We start from the raw sequence: 19,965 nt of genomic DNA on the forward strand, positions 1-19,965 counted from the left end.
GGGGCCGCGCTGCGGCGGCGTTTGTTCCAGTGTGGATTGAAGCGCCCATATTTCCCGTCAACTGAAAACGGTCAATCCAGCGCAGGCAATGCCCGCGGACGACGGTCGCTGTCGGTCGCGACATACGTGAGCGTCGCTTCGGTCACCTTCACGACGTGTTCGGCGAGGCTCATACGCTGCGCGTACACCTCGACCGAAACCGTGACCGACGTATTGCCCGTCTTCACGATATCCGCGTAAAAGCTCAGCAGATCGCCGACAAAAACCGGCTGCTTGAACACGAACGAATTGACCGCGATCGTCGCGACGCGGCCGTTCGCGCGGCGGCTCGCCGGGATCGACCCGGCGATGTCGACCTGCGCCATGATCCAGCCGCCGAACACGTCGCCATGCATGTTCGAATCCGACGGTTGCGGGACGACACGCAGGGCAGGCGGCTTTTGCGGGAGTTGCAGGTTTTGGGTCATCGTGACGTCCATGGAGCGGGTGGGCTTCGTGCCGGCTGGCTTTGCTTCGTATGGAAGAGACGCGTTTTTCGCGCCATCGGCATGGCCGGTACCCGGCCAGCGCGGCCAAAGCGGCGCCAGCCGGCTTCTGCGACAATAGGAAGATCAGGAATTGTACGGGAAAGCGCGCACGCCGGATGCCTGCGGGCAGGCGCGCTCCGATACATTCGACACCCCCTCCCCACAGCCGACCTTCATGCGCCGTTATTCCGCCTCGTCCGAGCCTTCTCCGATCTCGACCCAGCCGCGCAATGACTGGCAGACGATCCTCTCGCTGCTGCCGTATCTCGCGACGTACAGGTGGCGCGTGATTTTCGCGCTCAGCTGCCTGATCGGCGCGAAGGTCGCGAACCTCGGCGTGCCGATCGTGATGAAGCGGATCATCGACAACCTCGTGTCGGTGCAGCATCTGACTGCGCTCGGGCGCGCGGATCACGCGCCGGGCATCGTGCTGCTCGGCGGCGTCGGGCTGCTCGTGGTCGCGTACGCGGTGGTGCGGCTTTCCACCTCGCTCTTCACCGAACTGCGGGAAATCCTGTTCTCGAAAGTGACCGAAAGCGCGGTGCGGCAACTCGCGCTGAAAGTGTTCCGGCATCTGCACGCGCTCTCACTCCGGTTTCATCTGGACCGGCAGACAGGCGGCATGTCGCGCGATATCGAACGCGGCACGCGCGGCATCACGCAGCTCATTTCGTATTCGCTCTACAGCATCCTGCCGACGCTCGTCGAAGTCGGGCTCGTGCTGGGATTTTTCGTCGTCAAATACGAGGCGTATTACGCGATCGTCACGTTTATCGCGCTTGCCGCGTACATCACGTTCACCGTGAAAGTGACCGAATGGCGCACGCATTTCCGTCGCACGATGAACGACCTCGATTCGCGCGCGAATTCACGCGCCATCGATTCGCTGCTCAACTACGAAACCGTCAAGTACTTCGGCAACGAAGAGTGGGAAGCGCAGCGTTACGACGAAAACCTGAAGCGCTATCGCGCGGCGGCGATCAAGTCGCAGAACTCTCTGTCGGCGCTGAATTTCGGGCAGCAGACGATCATCGGCACGGGCCTTGTGTTCATCCTGTGGCGCGCGACGCAAGGCGTCATGGCGGGCAAGCTCACGCTCGGCGATCTCGTGCTGATCAACACGTTCATGCTGCAGCTCTACATTCCGCTGAATTTTCTCGGCGTGGTGTATCGCGAGCTCAAGCAGAGTCTCACCGACATGGACCGTATGTTCACGCTGCTCGGCGCCGCGCAGGAAGTACCCGACCTGGAAAACGCGGCCGCGCTCACCGTGCGCGGCGCGCAGGTGCGGCTCGATCACGTGAATTTCTCATATGACCCCGAGCGTCAGATCCTGCACGACGTGAGCTTCATGATTCCGGCCGGCACGACGACGGCTGTTGTCGGACATAGCGGCTCGGGCAAGTCGACGCTCGCGCGTCTGATGTTCCGCTTCTACGATCTCGACCGTGCAACGGGCGGCGCGATCACGATCGACGGCCAGGATATCCGCGATGTGACGCAGGATTCGCTGCGCGCCTCGATCGGCATCGTGCCGCAGGATACGGTGCTCTTTAACGACACGATCTACTACAACATCGCCTACGGCCACCCGACGGCGACGCGCGACGAAGTGATCGCGGCGGCGCGCGCGGCGCACATTCACGATTTCATCGAAGGGCTGCCGAAGGGTTACGAGACGCCGGTGGGCGAGCGCGGCCTGAAGCTGTCGGGCGGTGAGAAACAGCGCGTCGCGATTGCGCGCACGATCCTGAAGAATCCGCCGATTTTGATCTTCGACGAAGCGACGTCCGCGCTCGATTCGCGTTCCGAACGCGCGATCCAGCACGAACTCGACCAGATCGCCCGCGAGCGCACGACGCTCATCATCGCGCACCGGTTGTCGACGGTCGTTCACGCGCAGCAGATTATCGTGATGGATCGCGGACGGATCGTCGAACGCGGCACGCATGCCGAACTGGTGCGCGCGGGCGGTCTCTTCGCGCAGATGTGGGCGTTGCAGCAGCAACGCGCGGAACATGCCGGCGAAGCGCCGGAGCCGGCAACCGAAGCGGGCAGCGCCGGGCACTGACGCGCGCTTACCTGCTTACCGTGGATTTGCGCCGCGCGATCAGGCGCAAGCGGATTCCGGCGCAACGGTTGTTGCAAACCGCTTCGCGCGGCGACAGCGTGGTGCCGCCACAGGCCGCTGCCGCTAGCGGCGTGCCGCGAGCTTTTTGTCGAGCGCCTGCAACTGCGCCGGTGTGCCGACGTTTTCCCACAATCCTTCGTACAGTTCGCCTGTCGCGCGCCCGCGCGCGATTGCATCGCGGTAGTAGGGCGTCAGCGCGCGGCGTGAGCCGGGTTGCAGGTCGCTGAACATCCGCGTGTCGTACAGCCCGATGTTGCCAAACGTGAAACGCGGCGACGCATCGAGCGAGAGGACGCCGTCGACAAGCCCGAAATCCCCTGACGGATGGAACGGCGGATTCGGCACCATCACGAGATGCATGCCCGGTTCCGGCAGCGCGGCAAGCCGTGCAGCGTGAGCATCGAGCGTGCCGTAGTCGAAATCCGCGTACACGTCGCCGCTGACCGCGACGAAGATTTCCGGCTTGCCTGCGTCTTCCAGAAGCGAGCGCGCCTGTGCGATGCCGCCCGCGGTCTCCAGCGCTTCGCCTTCAGGCGAATAGCGCAGCGCGATGTTCCAGCGCGAGCCGTCGCCGAGCGCGGCTTCGATCTGCTCGCCAAGCCACGCGTGATTGATCACGACGGTATTAAAACCGGCCCGCGCGAGCCGCTCGATCTGCCATTCGATCAACGCACGGCCGCCGGCTTCGAGCAGCGGCTTGGGGCGCGAATCGGTCAGCGGACGCATCCGCTCGCCGCGTCCCGCGGCAAAAATCATCGCTTTCTTCAGGGAATTCACAGAGGGACCGATCCTGGGTGAATGGGCTCAGAACGTGTAGCCGATATCGACGGCGCGGCCTTCCAGCTGGTCGAGCAGCTTTGCGAACGGCGCGAGCGGGCGATACCGTCCGGCCACCTTGCGCGCGTACCCGATGAAGCGCGGCAGGTCGGCGAGGTAGTGCGGCTTGCCGTCGCGATAATTGATCCGGCAGAAGAGTCCGAGCACCTTGATATGCCGCTGCAGGCCCATCCATTCGAGCTGGCGGAAGAACTCGCCGAAATCGGGATCGACCGGCAGGCCGGCTTTTTTCGCGCGTTCCCAGTAGTACACGAAGCAATCGAGCTCGAATTCTTCGTCCCAGCTCAGAAAGGCGTCGCGCAGCAACGAAGCGACGTCATACGTGATCGGACCGTGGACGGCGTCCTGGAAGTCGAGCACGCCCGGGTTCGGGGTCGCGATCATCAGGTTGCGCGGCATGAAATCGCGCAGCATGAACACCTGCGGCTGCGCCCGCGCGCTCGCCACCAGCAGCGCGAACGTGCGATCGAGTACGCCACGGGTGTTGTCGTCGACGGCCTGATCCAGATGCCGTTCGATAAACCACTCAGGCATCAATTCCATTTCGCGACGCAGGAACGCCTCGTCGAACGGCGGCAGGACGTCTTCCCGCGATGCGAGTTGCCAGTGGATCAGCGCATCGAGCGCATCGCGCATCAGCGTGCGCGGGATGGCGCTGCCGGGTTCGCCCTGCGCATCGGTCAATGCCCGCAGGTATGACTGCGTGCCGAGATCCGTGACCAGCATGAAGCCGGCGTCGAAATCGACCTCGAGTACGCGCGGCACGTGGACGCCCGCCTGCGCGAGCAGCTGCGCGACCTGCGCGAACTCGCGGCACTTCTCCGGCGGCGGCGCATCGACTGCAATCAGCGACGCGCCATGCTCGCTGCTGGCGGCGAGCCGGAAATAGCGCCGGAAACTCGCGTCCGACGAAGCCGGCGCGAGCGAGGCCAGTTCGAGGCCATACCGGTCGGCATGCGGGCGAAGCCAGGTGGTGAGCAGATCCAGACGGTTGTCGGAGGGTGAGGAGGCGGCGCTGGCGCCGGAAGGCGTGGAAAAGGTCATGAAAACCCGAGGCAAATTCTGGGGGGCAACGTCTTGCCATATAATACCCCACGACTTTTTTGACGCGACTCGCGCCAGCTTTCGCCCATCCCGTTTGACCGCCTGCCTTATCGATCGACAGATTGTGCGTGTTTGTCTGCATTCTGGCTGACTCGGCCCGTTTGCGCTGGCGGCGGACAGTAACGGTGTGAGCTGGCGGCGGGTCGATTCGCCAAACGATACATGCCGCCCAGACAGCTTTTCCGAACGACACCTTCTTGTGACGGCGTACCGCGCAAAAGGCGGCTCGTCGCGGCGTTGATCGCCGTGCCGGGCCTGATGCCCGCGCTCGCGCACGCCCAGCTGGTCGGCGACGCCGCGCAGGCGCAGCCTGTCGACGCGCCATGGGGCCTGCGGCTGGCCCCGCAACTCGAGGAGCACCCGGTCGCGGGCGGCCAGCGGCCCGCCACCTTCGTGCTCGGCGACTCCACCACGGGCACGAGCGGCCAGGACATGGCCGCGAAAGGTTCGGCCGAGGTGCGCCGCTTCACGTCGGTGATCAAGGCCGACGCGCTCCATTACGACGAAGACACCGACATGGCCGACGCTTACGGCTCGGTGCACGTCATCAACAACGGCATTTCGTTTACCGGCCCCGAGGCGCACATGCGCGTCGAGGCGAGCGAAGGCTACATGCCCGCGCCGAAGTACCACTTCAACGTGACGGGCGGTTCCGGTAGCGCGGAGCGCGTCGACATGCTCGACAGCGAGCGCTCCGTGTTCTCGCATGGCACCTACACGGCGTGCCAGTGCGCGACCGACCCGGCGTGGTACATCAAGGGCACCGAATTCAATTTCGACACCGGCGCGGATGAAGGCGTCGCGCATAACGGCGTGCTGTTTTTCCAGGGCGTGCCGATTTTCGCGAGCCCGTGGCTGTCGTTCCCGCTGTCGGGCGACCGGCGCAGCGGTTTTCTGCCGCCAGTCGCGTCGCTCAGTTCGAACAACGGTTTCGAACTGTCGGTTCCGTATTACTTCAACATCGCGCCGAATCGCGATTTGACGCTGACACCGCGGATCATCTCGAAGCGCGGGGTACAGACGCAGGCGTCGTTCCGCTATCTGTCGCCCACTTACAGCGGCACGATCACCGGTGAATTCCTGCCGCACGACGCGATCACGAAGACCGACCGTTACGCGATCTACCTGCAGCACAACCAGAACTTCGGCAACGGGTTCGCCGGGTATGTCTATTACAACAAGGTCTCGGATAACACCTATCCGGAAGACCTTTCGTCGACGTCGAACCAGTTCCTGAACGGCACGCAGCTGCTGTACCAGCAGGAAGCCGGCTTGACGTACAACAACGGCCCGTGGTCCGTGCTTGCACGCGAGCAGCACTGGCAGACGCTCGAGCCGTCGGTGCCGCCGTATTCGCGCGAGCCGCAGTTGAACGTGAAGTACACGAAGTACAACGTCGACGGCTTCGACTTCGGTGCGGAAGCCGACTACACGCGCTTCAAGATCACGCAGGACGATGCGACCGAAGGTCAGCGGTTGATGTTCAACCCGTACCTGTCGTATTCGGTGGTGGGGCCCGGCTACTTTGTCACGCCGAAGGTGCAGTGGCACTTCGCGTCGTACGATCTCAGCAATATCGCGACGGGCGCGCCGGCCGGACAGCCGAAGAATTTCACCGAATCGATCCCGACGTTCAGCTTCGACACCGGGCTGATTTTCGACCGTTCGGTACGGCTCTTCGGCCAGGATTACATCCAGACGCTGGAGCCGCGGCTGTACTACGTCTACACGCCGTATCGCAACCAGCAGTTCGCGCCGCTCTTCGATACGGCCGATTCCGACTTCGGTCTCGCCGAAATCTTCACGCCGAACACGTTTGTCGGCGGCGACCGGATCGCGGATGCGAACCGGCTGACGGCAGCGCTCACGACGCGCTTCATCAACCCGGCAACCGGCGACGAACGTGCGCGCTTCGTGATCGCGCAGCAGTATTACTTCCAGGACCAGCGCGTCACGCTGCTGCCGGGTCAGTCGAACGCGCAGGCGACCCATTCGGACCTGATCGCGGGTGCATCGGTGAAGCTCGGGGCCGGTTTCGCGTCGGAAACCGCGTTCCAATATAATGCCGATAACAATCAGCTGACCAAAACCAGCGTCGGTTTCGGCTTCAGTCCAGCATCGGGCAAGGTGATCAACATCGCGTACCGCTACACGCGCGCGAACACCACGCTCGACAACCAGCCGATCAACCAGATCCTGATTTCAGGGCAGTGGCCGCTGACGCATCGCGTCTACAGTGTCGCGCGCCTGAACTACGACCTGGGCGGGCACCGGGTGGTCGACGGTCTGCTGGGCCTGCAATACGATGCCGATTGCTGGACGCTCGGCGTTGGTTTTCAGCGTTATGCAAATGGACTGAACACATCGGGCACTCAGACGTCGAGCACGAAATTCCTCGCGCAGCTGACATTGAAGGGCCTGTCGAATGTCGACAACGGACTGATCTCGGCGTTCCGCGCCAGCGTGCCGGGTTACACGCCGCTGCCGCCGGGCACGCCGCCTCAGTCGCGTTTCACCAACTACGAATGACCGTCGCCCGATCATTTATAAAATGCGAAAAAACGGGCGGGGCGCGCCCGACATCACTGGAGTATCTGTGGCAATCATGAAAAAGCTTCGCCTCGCAACGCTCGCAGCGGGTATCGCCGTCGCGGCGTCCTTTCTGCCGGTTTCTTCCGCTGAGGCACAGGCGCTCGGCAACAGCAACGGCGAGACAGTCGACACGATCGCAGCCGTGGTGAACAACGGGGTCATCACGCAGCGCGAACTCGACCAGCGTGTCGGCCTGATTTCACGGCGTCTCACGCAACAGAACGCACCGGTGCCGCCGGCCGACCAGCTGCGCACGCAGGTGCTGAACCAGATGGTGCTCGAACGCATCCAGCTTCAGCGCGCGAAAGAAGACGGCATCACCGTCGACGACGCTACCGTGCAGCGCACGCTCGGCCGTCTCGCGCAGTCGAACGGCCTGACACTCGACGTCTACCGCGCGCGGATCGAGGCGGAAGGGGTGCCCTGGACCGTGTTCACGAACGACGCGCGTACGGAACTGACGCTTTCGAAGCTGCGTGAGAAGGAAGTGGACAGCAAGGTCACGGTGACGGACGGCGAAGTCGCGAACTACATCGCGAGCCAGCGCGGACCGAACCCTGGCCAGACCAGCGATCTGCACTTCGAGCACATCCTGCTGAAGGCCGCGCAGAACGCGCCGCAAACGGAAATCGAAGCGGCGCAGCAACGTGCGCAGGCGCTGCTGCAGGAAGCCACGGGCGGCGCGAATTTCGAAAGGCTCGCGAAGTCGAATTCGCAGGCTGCCGACGCGGCGAAGGGCGGCGACATGGGCTTCCTGTCGCAGTCGAAGCTGCCGCCCGAGTTCGTCACGGCGGCCTCGACGCTGCGTCCGGGCGAGGTGAATCCGTCGGTGATCCGCACGGCGGACGGCTTTGAAATCGTGCGCCTCGTTGAGCGTCGCAACTCGCAGGGCACGGCGTCGGCCGACGCATCGAAGCTTGTACAGACGCACGTGCGTCACATCCTGCTGCGTGTCGGCGACGGCATGTCGGAGCCGGCGGCGCGCGAGAAGCTGCTAGACATCAAGCGTCAGATCATTGCAAGCGGCGGCGACTTCGACAAGTTCGCGCGCACGTATTCGCAGGACGGCTCGGCGTCGCAGGGCGGCGATCTCGGCTGGATCAGCCCGGGCGAAACGGTGCCGGAATTCGAGCGCGCGATGAATTCGCTGCAGGACGGTCAGATCAGCGACCCGGTGCGCAGCGAATACGGCTATCACCTGATTCAGGTGCTGGGCCGCCGCGAAGCCGAGGGCTCGATTTCGCAGCAGATGGATCTGGCGCGCCAGGCAATCGGCCAGCGCAAGGCCGAGCAGGCCTACGCCGACTGGCTGCGCGAACTGCGCGACACCGCGTACGTCGACTACAAGATCGACCAGCCCAGCTTGCAATAACGGTCACGGTCATGAAACCTTCCGCCCAGCCGCAAGGCGCCCCGCTGCAGATCGCGATCACGACGGGTGAACCCGCCGGCGTGGGTCCCGAACTGACGGCGCAGGCGCTCGCGGCTGCGGCAGCGCATTGGCCCGACGCACAGTTCACCGTGCTCGGCGATGCCGCACTCATCGCACAGCGTGCCCAGACCGTGGGCGTCGACTGGGCCGCGCTCACTGGCGAACGCGCGGGCGGACGCATCCGGATGCAGCACGTGCCGCTTGACGTGCCGTCGCAGGCCGGCAGGCTCGACGCGGCGAATGGCCGTTACGTACTCACGCTGCTTGACCACGCGATCGACGGCGCGCTCGCGCACACGTTCGATGCGATCGTCACCGCGCCGCTGCAAAAAAGCACGATCAACGATGCCGGCGTGCCCTTCACCGGCCACACCGAATATCTCGCGGAGCGCACGCAGACGCCGCGCGTCGTGATGATGCTCGCGGGCACCGGCCAGCGGCCGCTGCGCGTCGCGCTGGCCACGACACACCTGCCGCTGAAGGATGTGTCGGCGGCGCTCACGATCGACGGGCTCGTCGAGACGCTACGCATCATCGATCACGATCTGCGTCATCACTTCGGCATTCCCGCGCCGCGTATTCTGGTCACGGGGCTCAACCCGCACGCGGGTGAAAACGGCTATCTCGGCCACGAGGAAATCGATGTCATCGCGCCGGCCCTGAAACGGGCAAACGATACAGGCATCGACGCACGCGGTCCGTATCCCGCCGATACGCTGTTCCAGCCGCGCTATCTGAAAGACGCCGACTGCGTGCTGGCGATGTTCCACGATCAGGGCCTGCCGGTCCTGAAATACGCCACGTTCGGTGAAGGCATCAACGTCACGCTGGGCTTGCCCATCATCCGTACTTCTGTCGATCACGGTACCGCGCTCGACCTCGCCGGCACGGGCCGCGCGGACGCGGGCAGCCTGATCGCCGCCATCGACACCGCCGTTTCGATGGCGCGCCATCGTCGCGCGGCCTGAACTCTTTTTTACTGTTTTTCCGATGTCCAACAGCCCAGGCAGCAGACAGCATCAGGGCCATTTCGCCCGCAAGCGGTTCGGACAGAATTTTCTGGTCGACATGGGCGTGATCGATTCGATCGTCGACGTGATCGCGCCGAAACGCGGCGAACGCATGGTCGAGATCGGGCCGGGTCTTGGCGCGCTCACCGGTCCGCTGATCGAACGTCTCTCGACGCCCGAAGCGCCGTTGCACGCGGTGGAACTCGATCGCGATCTGATCGCGCGTCTCACGAAGCAGTTCGGCGCGCTGCTCGAACTGCACGCGGGCGACGCGCTCGCGTTCGACTTCGGCTCGCTCGCCGTGCCGGGCGGTACGCCTTCGTTGCGGATCGTCGGTAACCTGCCGTACAACATTTCGAGTCCGCTGCTGTTTCATCTCACGACGTTTGCGCCGGTGGTGATCGACCAGCATTTCATGCTGCAGGACGAAGTCGTCGAGCGCATGGTCGCGGAGCCGGGCAGCAAGGCGTTCGGCCGGCTGTCCGTGATGCTGCAGTATCGCTACGTGATCGACAAACTGCTCGATGTGCCGCCCGAATCGTTCCAGCCGCCGCCGAAAGTGAATTCGGCGATCGTGCGCATGATTCCCCACGCGCCGCACGAATTGCCGGACGTCGACGTGCGCACGCTCGGCGAAGTGGTCACGGCCGCGTTTTCGCAGCGGCGCAAGATGTTGCGCAATACGCTCTCGGCGTATCGCGATGTAATCGATTTCGATGCGCTCGGCTTCGATCTGCAGCGCCGCGCGGAAGATGTGCCGGTCGAGGAATACGTGCGCGTCGCGCAGACGGTGTCGGCTTCGCCGAAAGCACGGCCAGGCGGCGCGGCACCCGCGTAACTAACGCATGCGCCATACACCACCACCGGGCGCCGCGCTCACGTCAGCCCGCTAGCGCTTCAGGTGGCACGCCGGAGCGCGGGCGCATTCACGAGCGCGATGCCGGCGAGCACCAGCACGGCCGCCATCAGAAACCGCAGGCTGAACGATTCGCCGAGCAGCACCACGCCGAACGTCACACCGAAGAGCGGCGTCAGAAACGAGAACACCGAAAGGCGCGACGCCATGTAGCGCGTGAGCAGCCAGAACCAGATCAGATAGCTGATGAACGCGACCATCACCGCCTGATACGCGAGACTCGCGACCACGAGCGGGGTAACCGCTGCCACGCGCACCTGCCCGAGCGGCACGGCCAGCGCCAGCAGAACCACCGCCGATACCGCCAGCTGATAGAAGAGCGTCTTGCTCGCGCTCGTATGCGCGAGCTTCGTTGCGCGCACGACGATCGTCGTCGCGGCCCATGCGATGCCGCCGAGCACACCTAACGCATCGCCCGTGACGCCTGCCAGCATCGACGCATGACTCGCCGACCCAGATCCAGCCCCGGCGCGCGCGAAGCCGTCCGCGAATGCGAGCGCTATGCCCGCGAACGCGGTGATCACGCCGATCCACTGAATGCGCCGCATGTGTTCGCCCGCGACGAACCAGTGCAGCCCGAGTGCCGTGAAGCATGGCGCCGTGTACAGAAACACCGCCATGCGCGACGCGCTCGTGAGCGTCAGGCCAAGAAAGATACAGACGAATTCGCCAGCGAACAGCACGCCAGCGAGCAGTCCGGCACCGAGCGTGCCGTCGTCGCGAAAGAGCGGCGTGCCGCGTAGCCGCGCCCAGCTGCACACGAGCACTGCGGCGATCGCCGAGCGCAGCCCCGCCTGGAATACCGGTGGAACCGCAGCATTCGTGCTTTTGATCGCGACCTGCTGAAAGCCCCAGATCGCGCACAGCACGACCATCAGCATGATGGCGACGGTGTCGGGTGGACGGCGAAGCGAAACGGCGCGGGTGCTCATCGCACGACCCGCATGGCATGCGTGCCATGCATGGCGATGTGCGCCTTCATGCGTGCTGGAGTGCAAAAACGCAGGATCATGGGCGGTCTCGTGTAAGGGCAGGCCATACCATATCAAAAGGCACGTGTCACCGATGCGATGACCCCACTACGCGCGCGTGCTTCCATTTCGCCACGCCGCGCGCGGACCTGATGGCCGCTCGCGACGCTCTGGAGTACATTCCTCAGACGTTCCACCGGCCTCTCGCCCCGAGAGTGACCGTCATGCAAGGTTCGCAATCCTGCACTGCCAGGGGAGACCGTATGACGAAGCTGAGCAAGTGGCGTTTCGCACTGATTCCGGCGGCGCTCGCGTGCCAGATGGCGCACGCGCAATCCAGCGTCACACTCTATGGCATCGTCGACGGCAGCATCCGCTACATGACGAACGTCGACAAGGCGGGCGATTCGAAAGTCGTGATGGGCAACGGCGGCATGAGCGAGAGCCGCTGGGGCATGAAGGGTGTCGAAGACCTGGGCGGCGGCTGGAGCACCTTCTTCAAGCTCGAAAACCGTTTCTATCTGAACACCGGTCAGAGCGACCCGACACTGCCGTTCTTCAACGAAGCGCAGGTCGGCATCCGGTCCACGTCGTACGGCCAGGTCATCATCGGGCGTCAGTTCAACGTGATGATCGAAGGCATCACGATCGGCGGATACGGCAGCAATCCGTGGATTCCATATGACTTCAGCTACCAGCCGGAAGTCACGCTGTCCGGTGGCATCTGGACCAGCAACCAGGTTCAGTATCAGGCGCATTTTCACGACATCCTGTTCTCGGCGGCGTATGCGGTCGGCGGCGTCGCGGGCCACACGTCGTATGGCAGCCAGTATGGCGCGGCGCTGGCGTATGCGCCGGTGGGCGGCCCGGTCAGTCTCGGTGGCGCGTACGAGGAGTCGAAGGATTCGGTCAACGGTTCGGGCTCGCTGGCGTGGACGGTCGGCGGTTCGTACACGTGGGAGAAGACGCGTTTTGCCGTGGGCTACATCGTCAACCAGAACGACGCAGGCTTTTCCAACTTCGCCAATGGTCCGTTCACCGCGGCCGCGCTCGCGGCGCTCAAGTACACGGACTTCTCGAAGCGTCGCATGATTCTGGGCGGCATCACGCAGCAGATCGGCGCGGCGTGGCATCTGGCCGCGAACGTCTGGCGCACGCTGCAGGACGGCAAGACGGCCGCGCAGGACGGCTCGGCATGGCAGTACCAGCTCGTCGCCGACTACGCGCTGTCAAAGCGCACCGACGTCTATCTCGAAGGCGACTACGCGCAGTATCACGGCGACCTGATCGGCGCGCAGTTGCAGGGCGTGAACGGTGTCGGGCTCGCGCAGAAGAGCACGCAGCTTGGCGTCATGGCAGGCATGCGCCATACGTTCTGAGCGCGAGGGCGCTCGGGTTCGTGTCCGGCTGTGATAAGCGCGTGACCGCACTGTTCGTGAGGTCACGCGCGCTTCGTGAGCAGGCATGTCAGGCGGCCGTTTGCAGCTTTTGCCGCGAGCGCTGCGGATCGAGCAGCGCGAAGCCGGCAATGCCCGTGAGGATCAGCAGCGCACCCGCGATCGCGAAGCCGGTCTCATAGCCCACATGATCGCCAGCTACGCCGAGCAGTTTGCCCATCGAGACAGGTCCGATCAGACCCGCCGTCGTCACGATCGAGTTCGTGATCGCCAGCAACGCGCCGCGCTGCGCAGTGGGTGCGATCTCCGCGATGAGCAGCGGTCCGAACGTGAACACCTGGCTTGCCAGCGCGAACGCAACGGACAGCAGACCGACTTTGGCGAGCGGCGACGCGCCCGAATACAGCATGCAATACGCGATGCCGCTGACGACGCATGCCACGCTGATCAGCGTGCCGCGCGCACGACGCGTCGTCACCCCGCGTTTCAGCAGACGATGTGAGAACACGGCGAGCGCGATCCCGACGGGAATCTGCGTCGCGACCTGCAGGCCGAACAGGTTGCCGGCCTGCGTCGCATCGAAGCCGAGCCCGACGCGGAAATAAGCCGGCACCCAGGTAAGCCCGATCGCGATCACCGCATATCCGACGAAGCATTGCAGCAGCACGCCGATCACCGTGCGATCGGCGAGCAGCCGCCGATAACTCACGCGTGTGCGCGGATCGACTGCAACGCGCGGCGCGGGCACATGGTGGTGCGGCATCGCGGACGCGCTGTCACCCGCCGTGCCTCGACCCGCGTTACCCGTCTTGCCGACGCACAGCCACAGCAGCGTCCACAGCACGCCGACCACGCCAAGCGCGAGAAACGCCGCGTGCCAGTCCCAGCGCCCGGTCACCCAGGTGAGCAGCGGCCCGGCGATGATGACGCCCGAGGTCGCGCCCAGCTGGATGAACGTCGTCGGCAGGTTGCGTTCGCGATCGTCGAACCACGTGTACGCGACGTGCAGCGCGAACGCCGCCGCAGGACCCTCACCGGCGCCGAGCAGCACGCGGCACGCGAGCAGCACCGCGAAGCTGACCGGCCATGCGAGCGGCAACTGGGCAACAGCCCAGGTCAGCGCGAGCCCGGCCAGCAGCCATTTGACGTCGACGCGATCGACGAAGAGCCCGAGGCCGACCCCCGACAGGGAAAACAGCAGGAAAAACGCGCTGCCGACGAGGCCGAACTGCGCGTGTGTCAATTGCATGTCGTGCATCAACGGTACCGCGACGAGGCCGACCACGGCCTTGTCCGCGAAGTTGATCACCATGAAGAGGAACAGCGAGGCAACGATCACCCAGCGGCGGCTTCGACTGGCCTGTACAGGTGCCGCGTGCGCGATGTTCAAACCCGAACCTTGCGCTTCAGACATGGAAGCCTCCCAGGAGGCTATGGCGTTGCGGTGGATTCGATCGGACATGATGCGCATTGTGCGTCGCCCGCCGTGACGCGTGGGACCGGTGCGTACCAGCCATCCGGCAACGCCGCGAGCGCCCCGGCGAATCTGTTCGCAAGACGAAATATAAGGTGGGCAAAAGCTGTCTCCTGGTCCCATGCAAGATGGTTGTAGTGTGGCACCGCCGGCCGCATCCGGGCCAGAGTCGCCGTGTTTTCGCCCATTTGAGGTGGTATAACGGAATAATTCAAGTGCAATCTCATTATGAGGACGTTGCATAAAATGCATGAGATCAGTTCCCGCCGCCTCACCCATCTTGTCGCGCTCGCGGAAGAGGGGAGCTTCGCGCGTGCCGCGGAGCGCGTGCATCTGAGCCAGCCGGCGCTGAGCCGCAGCATCCAGGCGCTGGAAGATGAACTTGGCATGAAGCTCTTCGACCGCGCCACGCGGGGTGTCGCGGTGACCGCGGCCGGGCGTCTGCTCGTGGAGCGGGCGCGGCGCGTGCTGTTCGAAACCCGTTGTCTTTTTCGCGACGTCGAACTGCTCGCCGCGCATGAACTCGGCGAGGTGCGCATCGGGTTGGGCCCCTACGTGGCTGCGATTTTGCTGCCCGATCTGCTGGTCGAATTCGCGAAGCGTTTTCCGAAGATCAAGGTATCGATCGAACTGGGCGACGGCGACGTACTCCTCGCCAAGCTGCGCACCGAGCAGATCGATTTTCTCGTGACCGACCGGCGTGTGCCGCCCGTCGTGCCGGACGTGACGATGCACCGGCTGCCGCGTCACGAGGGCGGATGGTTTGTCCGCCCGGGGCATCCGCTGCTGATGGGCGCGGCGGTGCCGCTGTCGGCGCTGCGGGAGTTTCCGCTCGTATCGGTATCGCTGCCCCCGGTGATGAAGGACGCGCTGCACCGGATGCTCAAATTCCGTTCGCACGAACAGATTCCACTGCAGACCGAGTGCAACGACATCGCGGTGCTAAAGGGCGTGGTTGCACAGACCGACGCCGTGATGTTCTCGACGGCGTCTGCCGTGCGGCGCGACCTCGGCGCGCGGCGGCTCGCGCGCGTCACGCTGAGCAATGCGCCCAGAATGGGACTCGAATTCGCGCTCGTGTCGCTCGCCGAGCGCACGCCTTCTCCCGCCGCGCGTTCCGCGCTGGCGATCGCGGAACAGGTGATGTCCGACGCGAAAACCGGGGCCGAAAACTTCCTGCATGCAACTGCGTAGACCGGGGACTTTCCCTGGATGCCGTTGACAAAGGCCGTCTGATCACGGACGATCCGGAATTCAGATTCCGGTTTGATGTCTGCTGGCATTACACCGCGAAACACCACGAAGTACCGCCAGATTACCGCGACACGCATGCCCACCGCTCAACGACGCCCCCGCGAACCGCTCCAGACCACAAGCGCTCCACTTCAGACACGCAGTCAGCTCGGCTTCGCGAAGATGCTGGAGGCAGGGCGCGCGCTGATCGAGGAGTGCGGCAATCTCGACGATCTGTCGATCACGGATATCGTCGAGCGCGCGGGTACGTCGATCGGCGCGTTTTACCGGCGCTTCGACAACAAGGACACGTTTTTCGACGTCGTGCAGGACCGCGTGATTGCCGAGGGGCTCGACAGGGTGCGCGAAGCACTGGTGTCCGAGGCCGTGTGGCAGTCGAACGACGCGGGCGCCATCGCCGATGCGATGATCTCGCTTTACGTGCGCGCGTTTCGCCGCAATCGCGGGCTGTATCACGCGTCGCTCCTGCGTGCGTCACAGCGCAAGTCGACCTGGGACGCAATCCGCCACAGCAACCTCGAAGTCCAGGCGCTGATCGTGCCGAAGCTCGTCGATGCCCTCGTGCGCATGGGCGGCCCGAAGGCGGAGCGTGCCGCGCTCGAATTCGAAGTGCTCGCCGCGTTGCAGTTGATGCTCAGCATGCTGGTGAACAGCGTACTGAACGACCCGGAACCGCTGTCGCTGACGAGCCGCCGTCTTGTGCCTTACCTGCAGCGCCAGTTTCGCCGTTGCCTCGATCTGCCGGCAGCGTAGTATTTTTTTGCATAAATCGGAACAGGAATTCCGATATCGTTTCTGGAGACATCGTATGACCCGCTGCTGCACCGGAATGGTCCGCCATCCTGCTTTCGATGCGCCTCACGTCGGCGAACCGCTCGACGTGGTTTTCGATGCAGGCGTCAATCTCGCTTACGCAGTGGCCGCGTCGACGGTTCCGGCAAAACTCACCGAACACTCGCAGCGCATGGCCCAGCGTATCTATCGCGTGGCGGAGCGTGTGTATTGCGCGGTCGGTTATGCGATCGCCAACATCATTTTCGTGGTGGGGGACGACGGCATCGTGGTCGTCGACGCGACCGAGGCCGTGTCGGCGGCGAAGCGCATCTACGAAGACTTCTGCTCGATCGATCCGCGTCACGCGGCGTTGCCGGTGAAGGCGATCGTCTATACGCACAACCATACGGACCACACGGGCGGCGTGCGCGCGTTCGCCGACGAATCGTCGCTGGCCGGCGGCAGCGTCGAGATCATCGCGCACAGTTCGCTGATGGAAACGGTCGTCAACAACGCGAATCTCGTCGCACCGATTCTCGCGACGCGCTCGGCGTACAGCTTCGGCACGTTGTTGCCGCCGGGCCCGACGGGCAAGGTGAATGCAGGCATCGGTCCGGTGCTGATCGCCGAAGCGGCGACGTTCCTCGCACCGACGCGCGTGTTCGACGAACGGCTCGACATCATGCTCGCTGGCGTGCGGTTCGAATTTCGCTACGCGCCATCGGAGGCCGACGATGAAATCGTGATGTGGTTGCCCGACCTTGGCGTGCTGCTGTCGGCGGAAGTGATCCAGGGCGAATGTCTGGCGAACGTCCACACGCTGCGCGGCACGCGCTATCGCGATCCCGTGCGCTGGTACAACACGATCGACATGATGCGCGGCTTCGGCGCGACGCATATGGTGCCCGCGCACGGCCGGCCGGTCTCGGGCGCGGATGCCGTCGAGGACGTGCTGTCGGTCTATCGCGATGCGATCCAGTTCATCCATGACCAGACGATTCGCCACATGAATCTTGGGCTGAGCCCGGACGAACTGGCCGAAGCCATTCCGGCGCTGCCGCCGCATCTCGCGGAACACGCGTGGCTTGGCGAGTACTACGGCACGGTCAAGCACTCGGTGCGTCAGGTGTATTCGGGGCAGCTCGGCTGGTTCGACGGCGATCCTGTTTCGCTCGATCCGCTGCCGCGCGTTGAACGCACGCGCCGCATGATCGGAATGATGGGCGGCACCGAGCGCGTGCGCGAGGGGGCGCGTGCCGCACTCGGCGACCGGGACTGGCGCTGGGCCGCCGAACTCGCGACGATGCTGGTACGCCTCGACACCGGCGATGACGACGCGCGCGGCATCAAGGCGAAGGCGTTGCGTGAACTCGGTTTTCTCACGGTGAACACGAACTGGCGGAACTGGTATCTGAGCGCGGCGAGGGAACTCGAGCACGCGTACGACGATCTTCCGTTCAATGGTTCGGGTGGGCTTGCCTCGTCGGACGTGTTGCGTGCGCAGCCGCTGCGCAACGTGTTCCAGCGCTTCTGCGTGGTGGTCGACCCTGTGCGGTGCGCGGACGTTCACATGTCGCTGACGCTGAGGCTCACCGATCGCGACGACGAAGCGTATTCACTCGAATTGCGACGCGGCGTGCTACAGGTTCATTGCTTCGCGCTGGCGAGCGCCGATGTTCAGCTTGCGCTTGCGTCAGACGTGTTGCGTGGAATGCTGCGCGACCTGCCGGCGATGCTGGTGACGGGCGTCAGCAGCAAGGAGATTGCACTGGAGCGCGGCTCGCTGGAGCAGTTGCAAGTGTTCTTCGCGTGCTTCGACCAGCCATCGCGACGTATGCCCGCACTCGCCACGCGATAACGCGGACGCACGACAGGTCACACGGGATGCGAAGCGACGCGTCCCGACGCAAAAAATGGAGGAAGCATGGAAAAAATCTGGCTGAAGTCGTACCCGCCCGGCGTGCCCGCGGAAATCGACATCACACCGCACGGTTCGCTCGCCGGGCTGCTTGAAGCGGCTTTTCTCAAATTCGCGTCGCGGACTGCATTCGTGTGCATGGGGCACGAACTGTCCTACGCCGGTCTCGACAACCGCTCGCGTGCGCTGGCCGCGTGGTTCCAGTCGCAAGGTCTCGAACCTGGCGCGCGGATCGCCGTGATGCTGCCGAATCTGCTGCAGTATCCGGTGACGCTCGCCGCGATCCTGCGAGCAGGTTATGTCGTCGTGAACGTGAATCCGCTGTACACGTCGCGCGAACTGGAACATCAGCTGAACGACAGCGGCGCGCAGGCGCTCGTGCTGCTCGATGCTTTCCTGCCGACGTTCAACGCGCTCGGGCGCAATACGCAGGTGCGTCATGTGGTGGTTGCTTCGACGGGCGCTCAGGCGGACACGGCACCCGTCGTCTCGCACGTGACGTTCGAACAGGCGCTCCGGCAAGGCGCGGACGCGCCCTTCGCGCGCGTCGCCATCTCGCCCGACGACGTCGCCGTGCTGCAATACACCGGCGGCACGACCGGCGTGTCGAAAGGCGCGACGCTGCTGCATCGCAACCTGATCGCGAACGTGCTGCAATCCGAAGCATGGCGCGCAGCGTCCGTGCGTGGCCGCGACGATATCGAACAGTACGTCACGGTCGTCGCGCTGCCGCTTTATCACGTGTTCGGGCTGACCGTGTGCGGACTGCTGTCGATGCGAACCGGCGGTCTCGGCATCCTGATCCCGAATCCACGTGATATTCCCGCGATGATTCGCACGTTGCGCGGTTTTACGATCAACACGTTTCCAGCGGTGAACACGCTCTTTAACGCGCTCCTCAACGATCCGGATTTTGCATCGCTCGATTTCTCGAAGCTGGTTCAGGCAGCAGGCGGCGGCATGGCCGTTCAGCAGGCCGTCGCGGCGCGCTGGCAGGCCGTGACGGGCGTGCCGCTCCTCGAAGGTTACGGGCTTTCGGAGACGTCGCCTTCGGTCAGCAGCAATCCGCCCGGCACGACGGAGTTCAGCGGCTCGATCGGTGTGCCGCTGCCGTCGACGGAAATCTCGATTCGCGACGACGACGGTCGCGAAGTGCCGCCCGGCGAGCCAGGCGAAATCTGCATTCGCGGGCCGCAGGTGATGGCGGGCTACTGGAACCGTCCGGAAGAAACGGCGAGCGTGATGACGCCCGACGGCTTCTTCCGCTCGGGCGATATCGGCGTGATGAACGAGCGCGGCTTCGTGAAGCTCGTCGATCGCAAGAAGGACATGATCATCGTGTCGGGCTTCAACGTATATCCGAACGAGATCGAGGATGTCGTGGCGAAACATCCGGGCGTCTTCGAAGTGGCCGCGCTCGGCGTACCGGACGCGCATTCGGGCGAAGTCGTGAAGCTCTTCATCGTCAGGAAAGACCCGGCGCTTTCGCAGGCGGACATCTTCGCGTTCTGCGCGCAGCAGCTCACCGGCTACAAACGCCCGAAGCTGATTGAATTCCGCACGGAGTTGCCGAAGAGCGCGGTCGGCAAGATCCTGCGGCGGGCGCTGCGCGACAGCACCGGGTGAGC

15 protein-coding genes are annotated in these 19,965 nt (G+C 64.3%); 10 read left to right on the top strand and 5 right to left on the bottom strand.

Translation table 11 applies throughout. The features are described 5' to 3' along the window. Positions 1–71: 71 nt before the first annotated feature. Positions 72–467, bottom strand: a complete 396-nt coding sequence (locus LPA37_RS02955; protein ID WP_228978897.1) for an acyl-CoA thioesterase — start codon at positions 465–467, stop codon at positions 72–74. Between the two features lie 235 nt (positions 468–702). On the opposite strand from LPA37_RS02955, the gene LPA37_RS02960 reads away from it, so the two are divergent. Continuing rightward, positions 703–2,598: an ABCB family ABC transporter ATP-binding protein/permease gene (locus LPA37_RS02960; protein WP_228978894.1), complete on the top strand. Its 1,896-nt coding sequence runs from the start codon at positions 703–705 to the stop codon at positions 2,596–2,598. Positions 2,599–2,721: 123 nt separating this feature from the next. Here the strand turns inward: LPA37_RS02960 and murU are convergent, their stop codons facing one another. Continuing rightward, on the bottom strand, positions 2,722–3,414 hold the full coding sequence (gene murU / locus LPA37_RS02965) for an N-acetylmuramate alpha-1-phosphate uridylyltransferase MurU (protein WP_228979001.1): 693 nt from the start codon (positions 3,412–3,414) through the stop codon (positions 2,722–2,724). Between the two features lie 48 nt (positions 3,415–3,462). Continuing rightward, positions 3,463–4,539 (bottom strand): aminoglycoside phosphotransferase family protein, encoded by a 1,077-nt coding sequence (locus LPA37_RS02970; protein ID WP_229011360.1) that lies wholly within the window; start codon positions 4,537–4,539, stop codon positions 3,463–3,465. Between the two features lie 222 nt (positions 4,540–4,761). Here LPA37_RS02970 and LPA37_RS02975 point away from each other — a divergent pair, with 222 nt between their 5' ends. The 4 genes from LPA37_RS02975 (at position 4,762) to rsmA (ending at position 10,471) form a co-directional block, all read left to right on the top strand. Continuing rightward, positions 4,762–7,128 carry an LPS-assembly protein LptD gene (locus LPA37_RS02975; RefSeq protein WP_228978890.1) on the top strand — a complete coding sequence of 789 codons (2,367 nt, stop codon included), beginning with the start codon at positions 4,762–4,764 and terminating at the stop codon, positions 7,126–7,128. 67 nt (positions 7,129–7,195) lie between these two features. Beyond that, the gene (locus tag LPA37_RS02980) at positions 7,196–8,563 is read left to right on the top strand and encodes a peptidylprolyl isomerase (RefSeq protein ID WP_228978887.1); all 1,368 of its coding nucleotides are present in this window, start codon (positions 7,196–7,198) and stop codon (positions 8,561–8,563) included. A gap of 11 nt (positions 8,564–8,574) precedes the next feature. Then, positions 8,575–9,591: a 4-hydroxythreonine-4-phosphate dehydrogenase PdxA gene (gene pdxA / locus LPA37_RS02985; protein WP_228978886.1), complete on the top strand. Its 1,017-nt coding sequence runs from the start codon at positions 8,575–8,577 to the stop codon at positions 9,589–9,591. A gap of 22 nt (positions 9,592–9,613) precedes the next feature. Continuing rightward, a complete protein-coding gene (gene rsmA / locus LPA37_RS02990; protein ID WP_228978884.1) occupies positions 9,614–10,471 on the top strand; it encodes a 16S rRNA (adenine(1518)-N(6)/adenine(1519)-N(6))-dimethyltransferase RsmA in 858 nt (285 codons plus the stop codon). Between the two features lie 59 nt (positions 10,472–10,530). On the opposite strand, the gene LPA37_RS02995 is transcribed toward rsmA, so the two are convergent. Then, complete coding sequence (locus LPA37_RS02995; protein WP_228978882.1) at positions 10,531–11,481, bottom strand: DMT family transporter; 951 nt, start codon at positions 11,479–11,481, stop codon at positions 10,531–10,533. A gap of 302 nt (positions 11,482–11,783) precedes the next feature. Here LPA37_RS02995 and LPA37_RS03000 point away from each other — a divergent pair, with 302 nt between their 5' ends. After that, positions 11,784–12,899: a porin gene (locus LPA37_RS03000; protein WP_229011362.1), complete on the top strand. Its 1,116-nt coding sequence runs from the start codon at positions 11,784–11,786 to the stop codon at positions 12,897–12,899. An 88-nt stretch (positions 12,900–12,987) separates the two neighbouring features. Here LPA37_RS03000 and LPA37_RS03005 read toward each other — a convergent pair whose 3' ends face one another. Continuing rightward, complete coding sequence (locus LPA37_RS03005; protein ID WP_229011365.1) at positions 12,988–14,331, bottom strand: MFS transporter; 1,344 nt, start codon at positions 14,329–14,331, stop codon at positions 12,988–12,990. Between the two features lie 306 nt (positions 14,332–14,637). On the opposite strand from LPA37_RS03005, the gene LPA37_RS03010 reads away from it, so the two are divergent. The 4 genes from LPA37_RS03010 to LPA37_RS03025 all read left to right on the top strand — a co-directional run bounded on the left by LPA37_RS03010 (position 14,638) and on the right by LPA37_RS03025 (position 19,963). Next, complete coding sequence (locus tag LPA37_RS03010; RefSeq protein ID WP_229011367.1) at positions 14,638–15,585, top strand: LysR family transcriptional regulator; 948 nt, start codon at positions 14,638–14,640, stop codon at positions 15,583–15,585. 135 nt (positions 15,586–15,720) lie between these two features. Further along, entirely contained in the window at positions 15,721–16,398 is a 678-nt protein-coding gene (locus LPA37_RS03015) for a TetR/AcrR family transcriptional regulator (protein WP_228978875.1), read from the top strand. Between the two features lie 55 nt (positions 16,399–16,453). Continuing rightward, the gene (locus tag LPA37_RS03020; RefSeq protein WP_229011368.1) at positions 16,454–18,277 is read left to right on the top strand and encodes an alkyl sulfatase dimerization domain-containing protein; all 1,824 of its coding nucleotides are present in this window, start codon (positions 16,454–16,456) and stop codon (positions 18,275–18,277) included. 66 nt (positions 18,278–18,343) lie between these two features. Continuing rightward, positions 18,344–19,963, top strand: coding sequence for a long-chain-fatty-acid--CoA ligase (locus LPA37_RS03025; RefSeq protein WP_228978871.1), 1,620 nt, complete (start codon positions 18,344–18,346; stop codon positions 19,961–19,963). The last annotated feature ends 2 nt before the right edge of the window (positions 19,964–19,965 follow it).

Origin of the sequence: Paraburkholderia gardini (assembly GCF_907164545.1) — a bacterium.
GTDB lineage: Bacteria > Pseudomonadota > Gammaproteobacteria > Burkholderiales > Burkholderiaceae > Paraburkholderia > Paraburkholderia gardini.

Excerpts from the sequence above, each read along its gene's own strand:
- LPA37_RS02975 (WP_228978890.1), top strand. The coding sequence starts at position 4,762 with ATGCCGCCCAGACAGCTTTTCCGAACGACACCTTCTTGTGACGGCGTA.
- LPA37_RS03010 (WP_229011367.1), top strand. The coding sequence starts at position 14,638 with ATGCATGAGATCAGTTCCCGCCGCCTCACCCATCTTGTCGCGCTCGCG.
- LPA37_RS03005 (WP_229011365.1), bottom strand. The coding sequence starts at position 14,331 with ATGTCTGAAGCGCAAGGTTCGGGTTTGAACATCGCGCACGCGGCACCT.
- LPA37_RS02960 (WP_228978894.1), top strand. The coding sequence starts at position 703 with ATGCGCCGTTATTCCGCCTCGTCCGAGCCTTCTCCGATCTCGACCCAG.
- pdxA (WP_228978886.1), top strand. The coding sequence starts at position 8,575 with ATGAAACCTTCCGCCCAGCCGCAAGGCGCCCCGCTGCAGATCGCGATC.
- LPA37_RS02995 (WP_228978882.1), bottom strand. The coding sequence starts at position 11,481 with ATGAGCACCCGCGCCGTTTCGCTTCGCCGTCCACCCGACACCGTCGCC.
- LPA37_RS03025 (WP_228978871.1), top strand. The coding sequence starts at position 18,344 with ATGGAAAAAATCTGGCTGAAGTCGTACCCGCCCGGCGTGCCCGCGGAA.
- LPA37_RS03000 (WP_229011362.1), top strand. The coding sequence starts at position 11,784 with ATGACGAAGCTGAGCAAGTGGCGTTTCGCACTGATTCCGGCGGCGCTC.
- LPA37_RS03015 (WP_228978875.1), top strand. The coding sequence starts at position 15,721 with ATGCCCACCGCTCAACGACGCCCCCGCGAACCGCTCCAGACCACAAGC.
- rsmA (WP_228978884.1), top strand. The coding sequence starts at position 9,614 with ATGTCCAACAGCCCAGGCAGCAGACAGCATCAGGGCCATTTCGCCCGC.
- LPA37_RS03020 (WP_229011368.1), top strand. The coding sequence starts at position 16,454 with ATGACCCGCTGCTGCACCGGAATGGTCCGCCATCCTGCTTTCGATGCG.
- LPA37_RS02970 (WP_229011360.1), bottom strand. The coding sequence starts at position 4,539 with ATGACCTTTTCCACGCCTTCCGGCGCCAGCGCCGCCTCCTCACCCTCC.
- LPA37_RS02955 (WP_228978897.1), bottom strand. The coding sequence starts at position 467 with ATGACCCAAAACCTGCAACTCCCGCAAAAGCCGCCTGCCCTGCGTGTC.
- murU (WP_228979001.1), bottom strand. The coding sequence starts at position 3,414 with ATGATTTTTGCCGCGGGACGCGGCGAGCGGATGCGTCCGCTGACCGAT.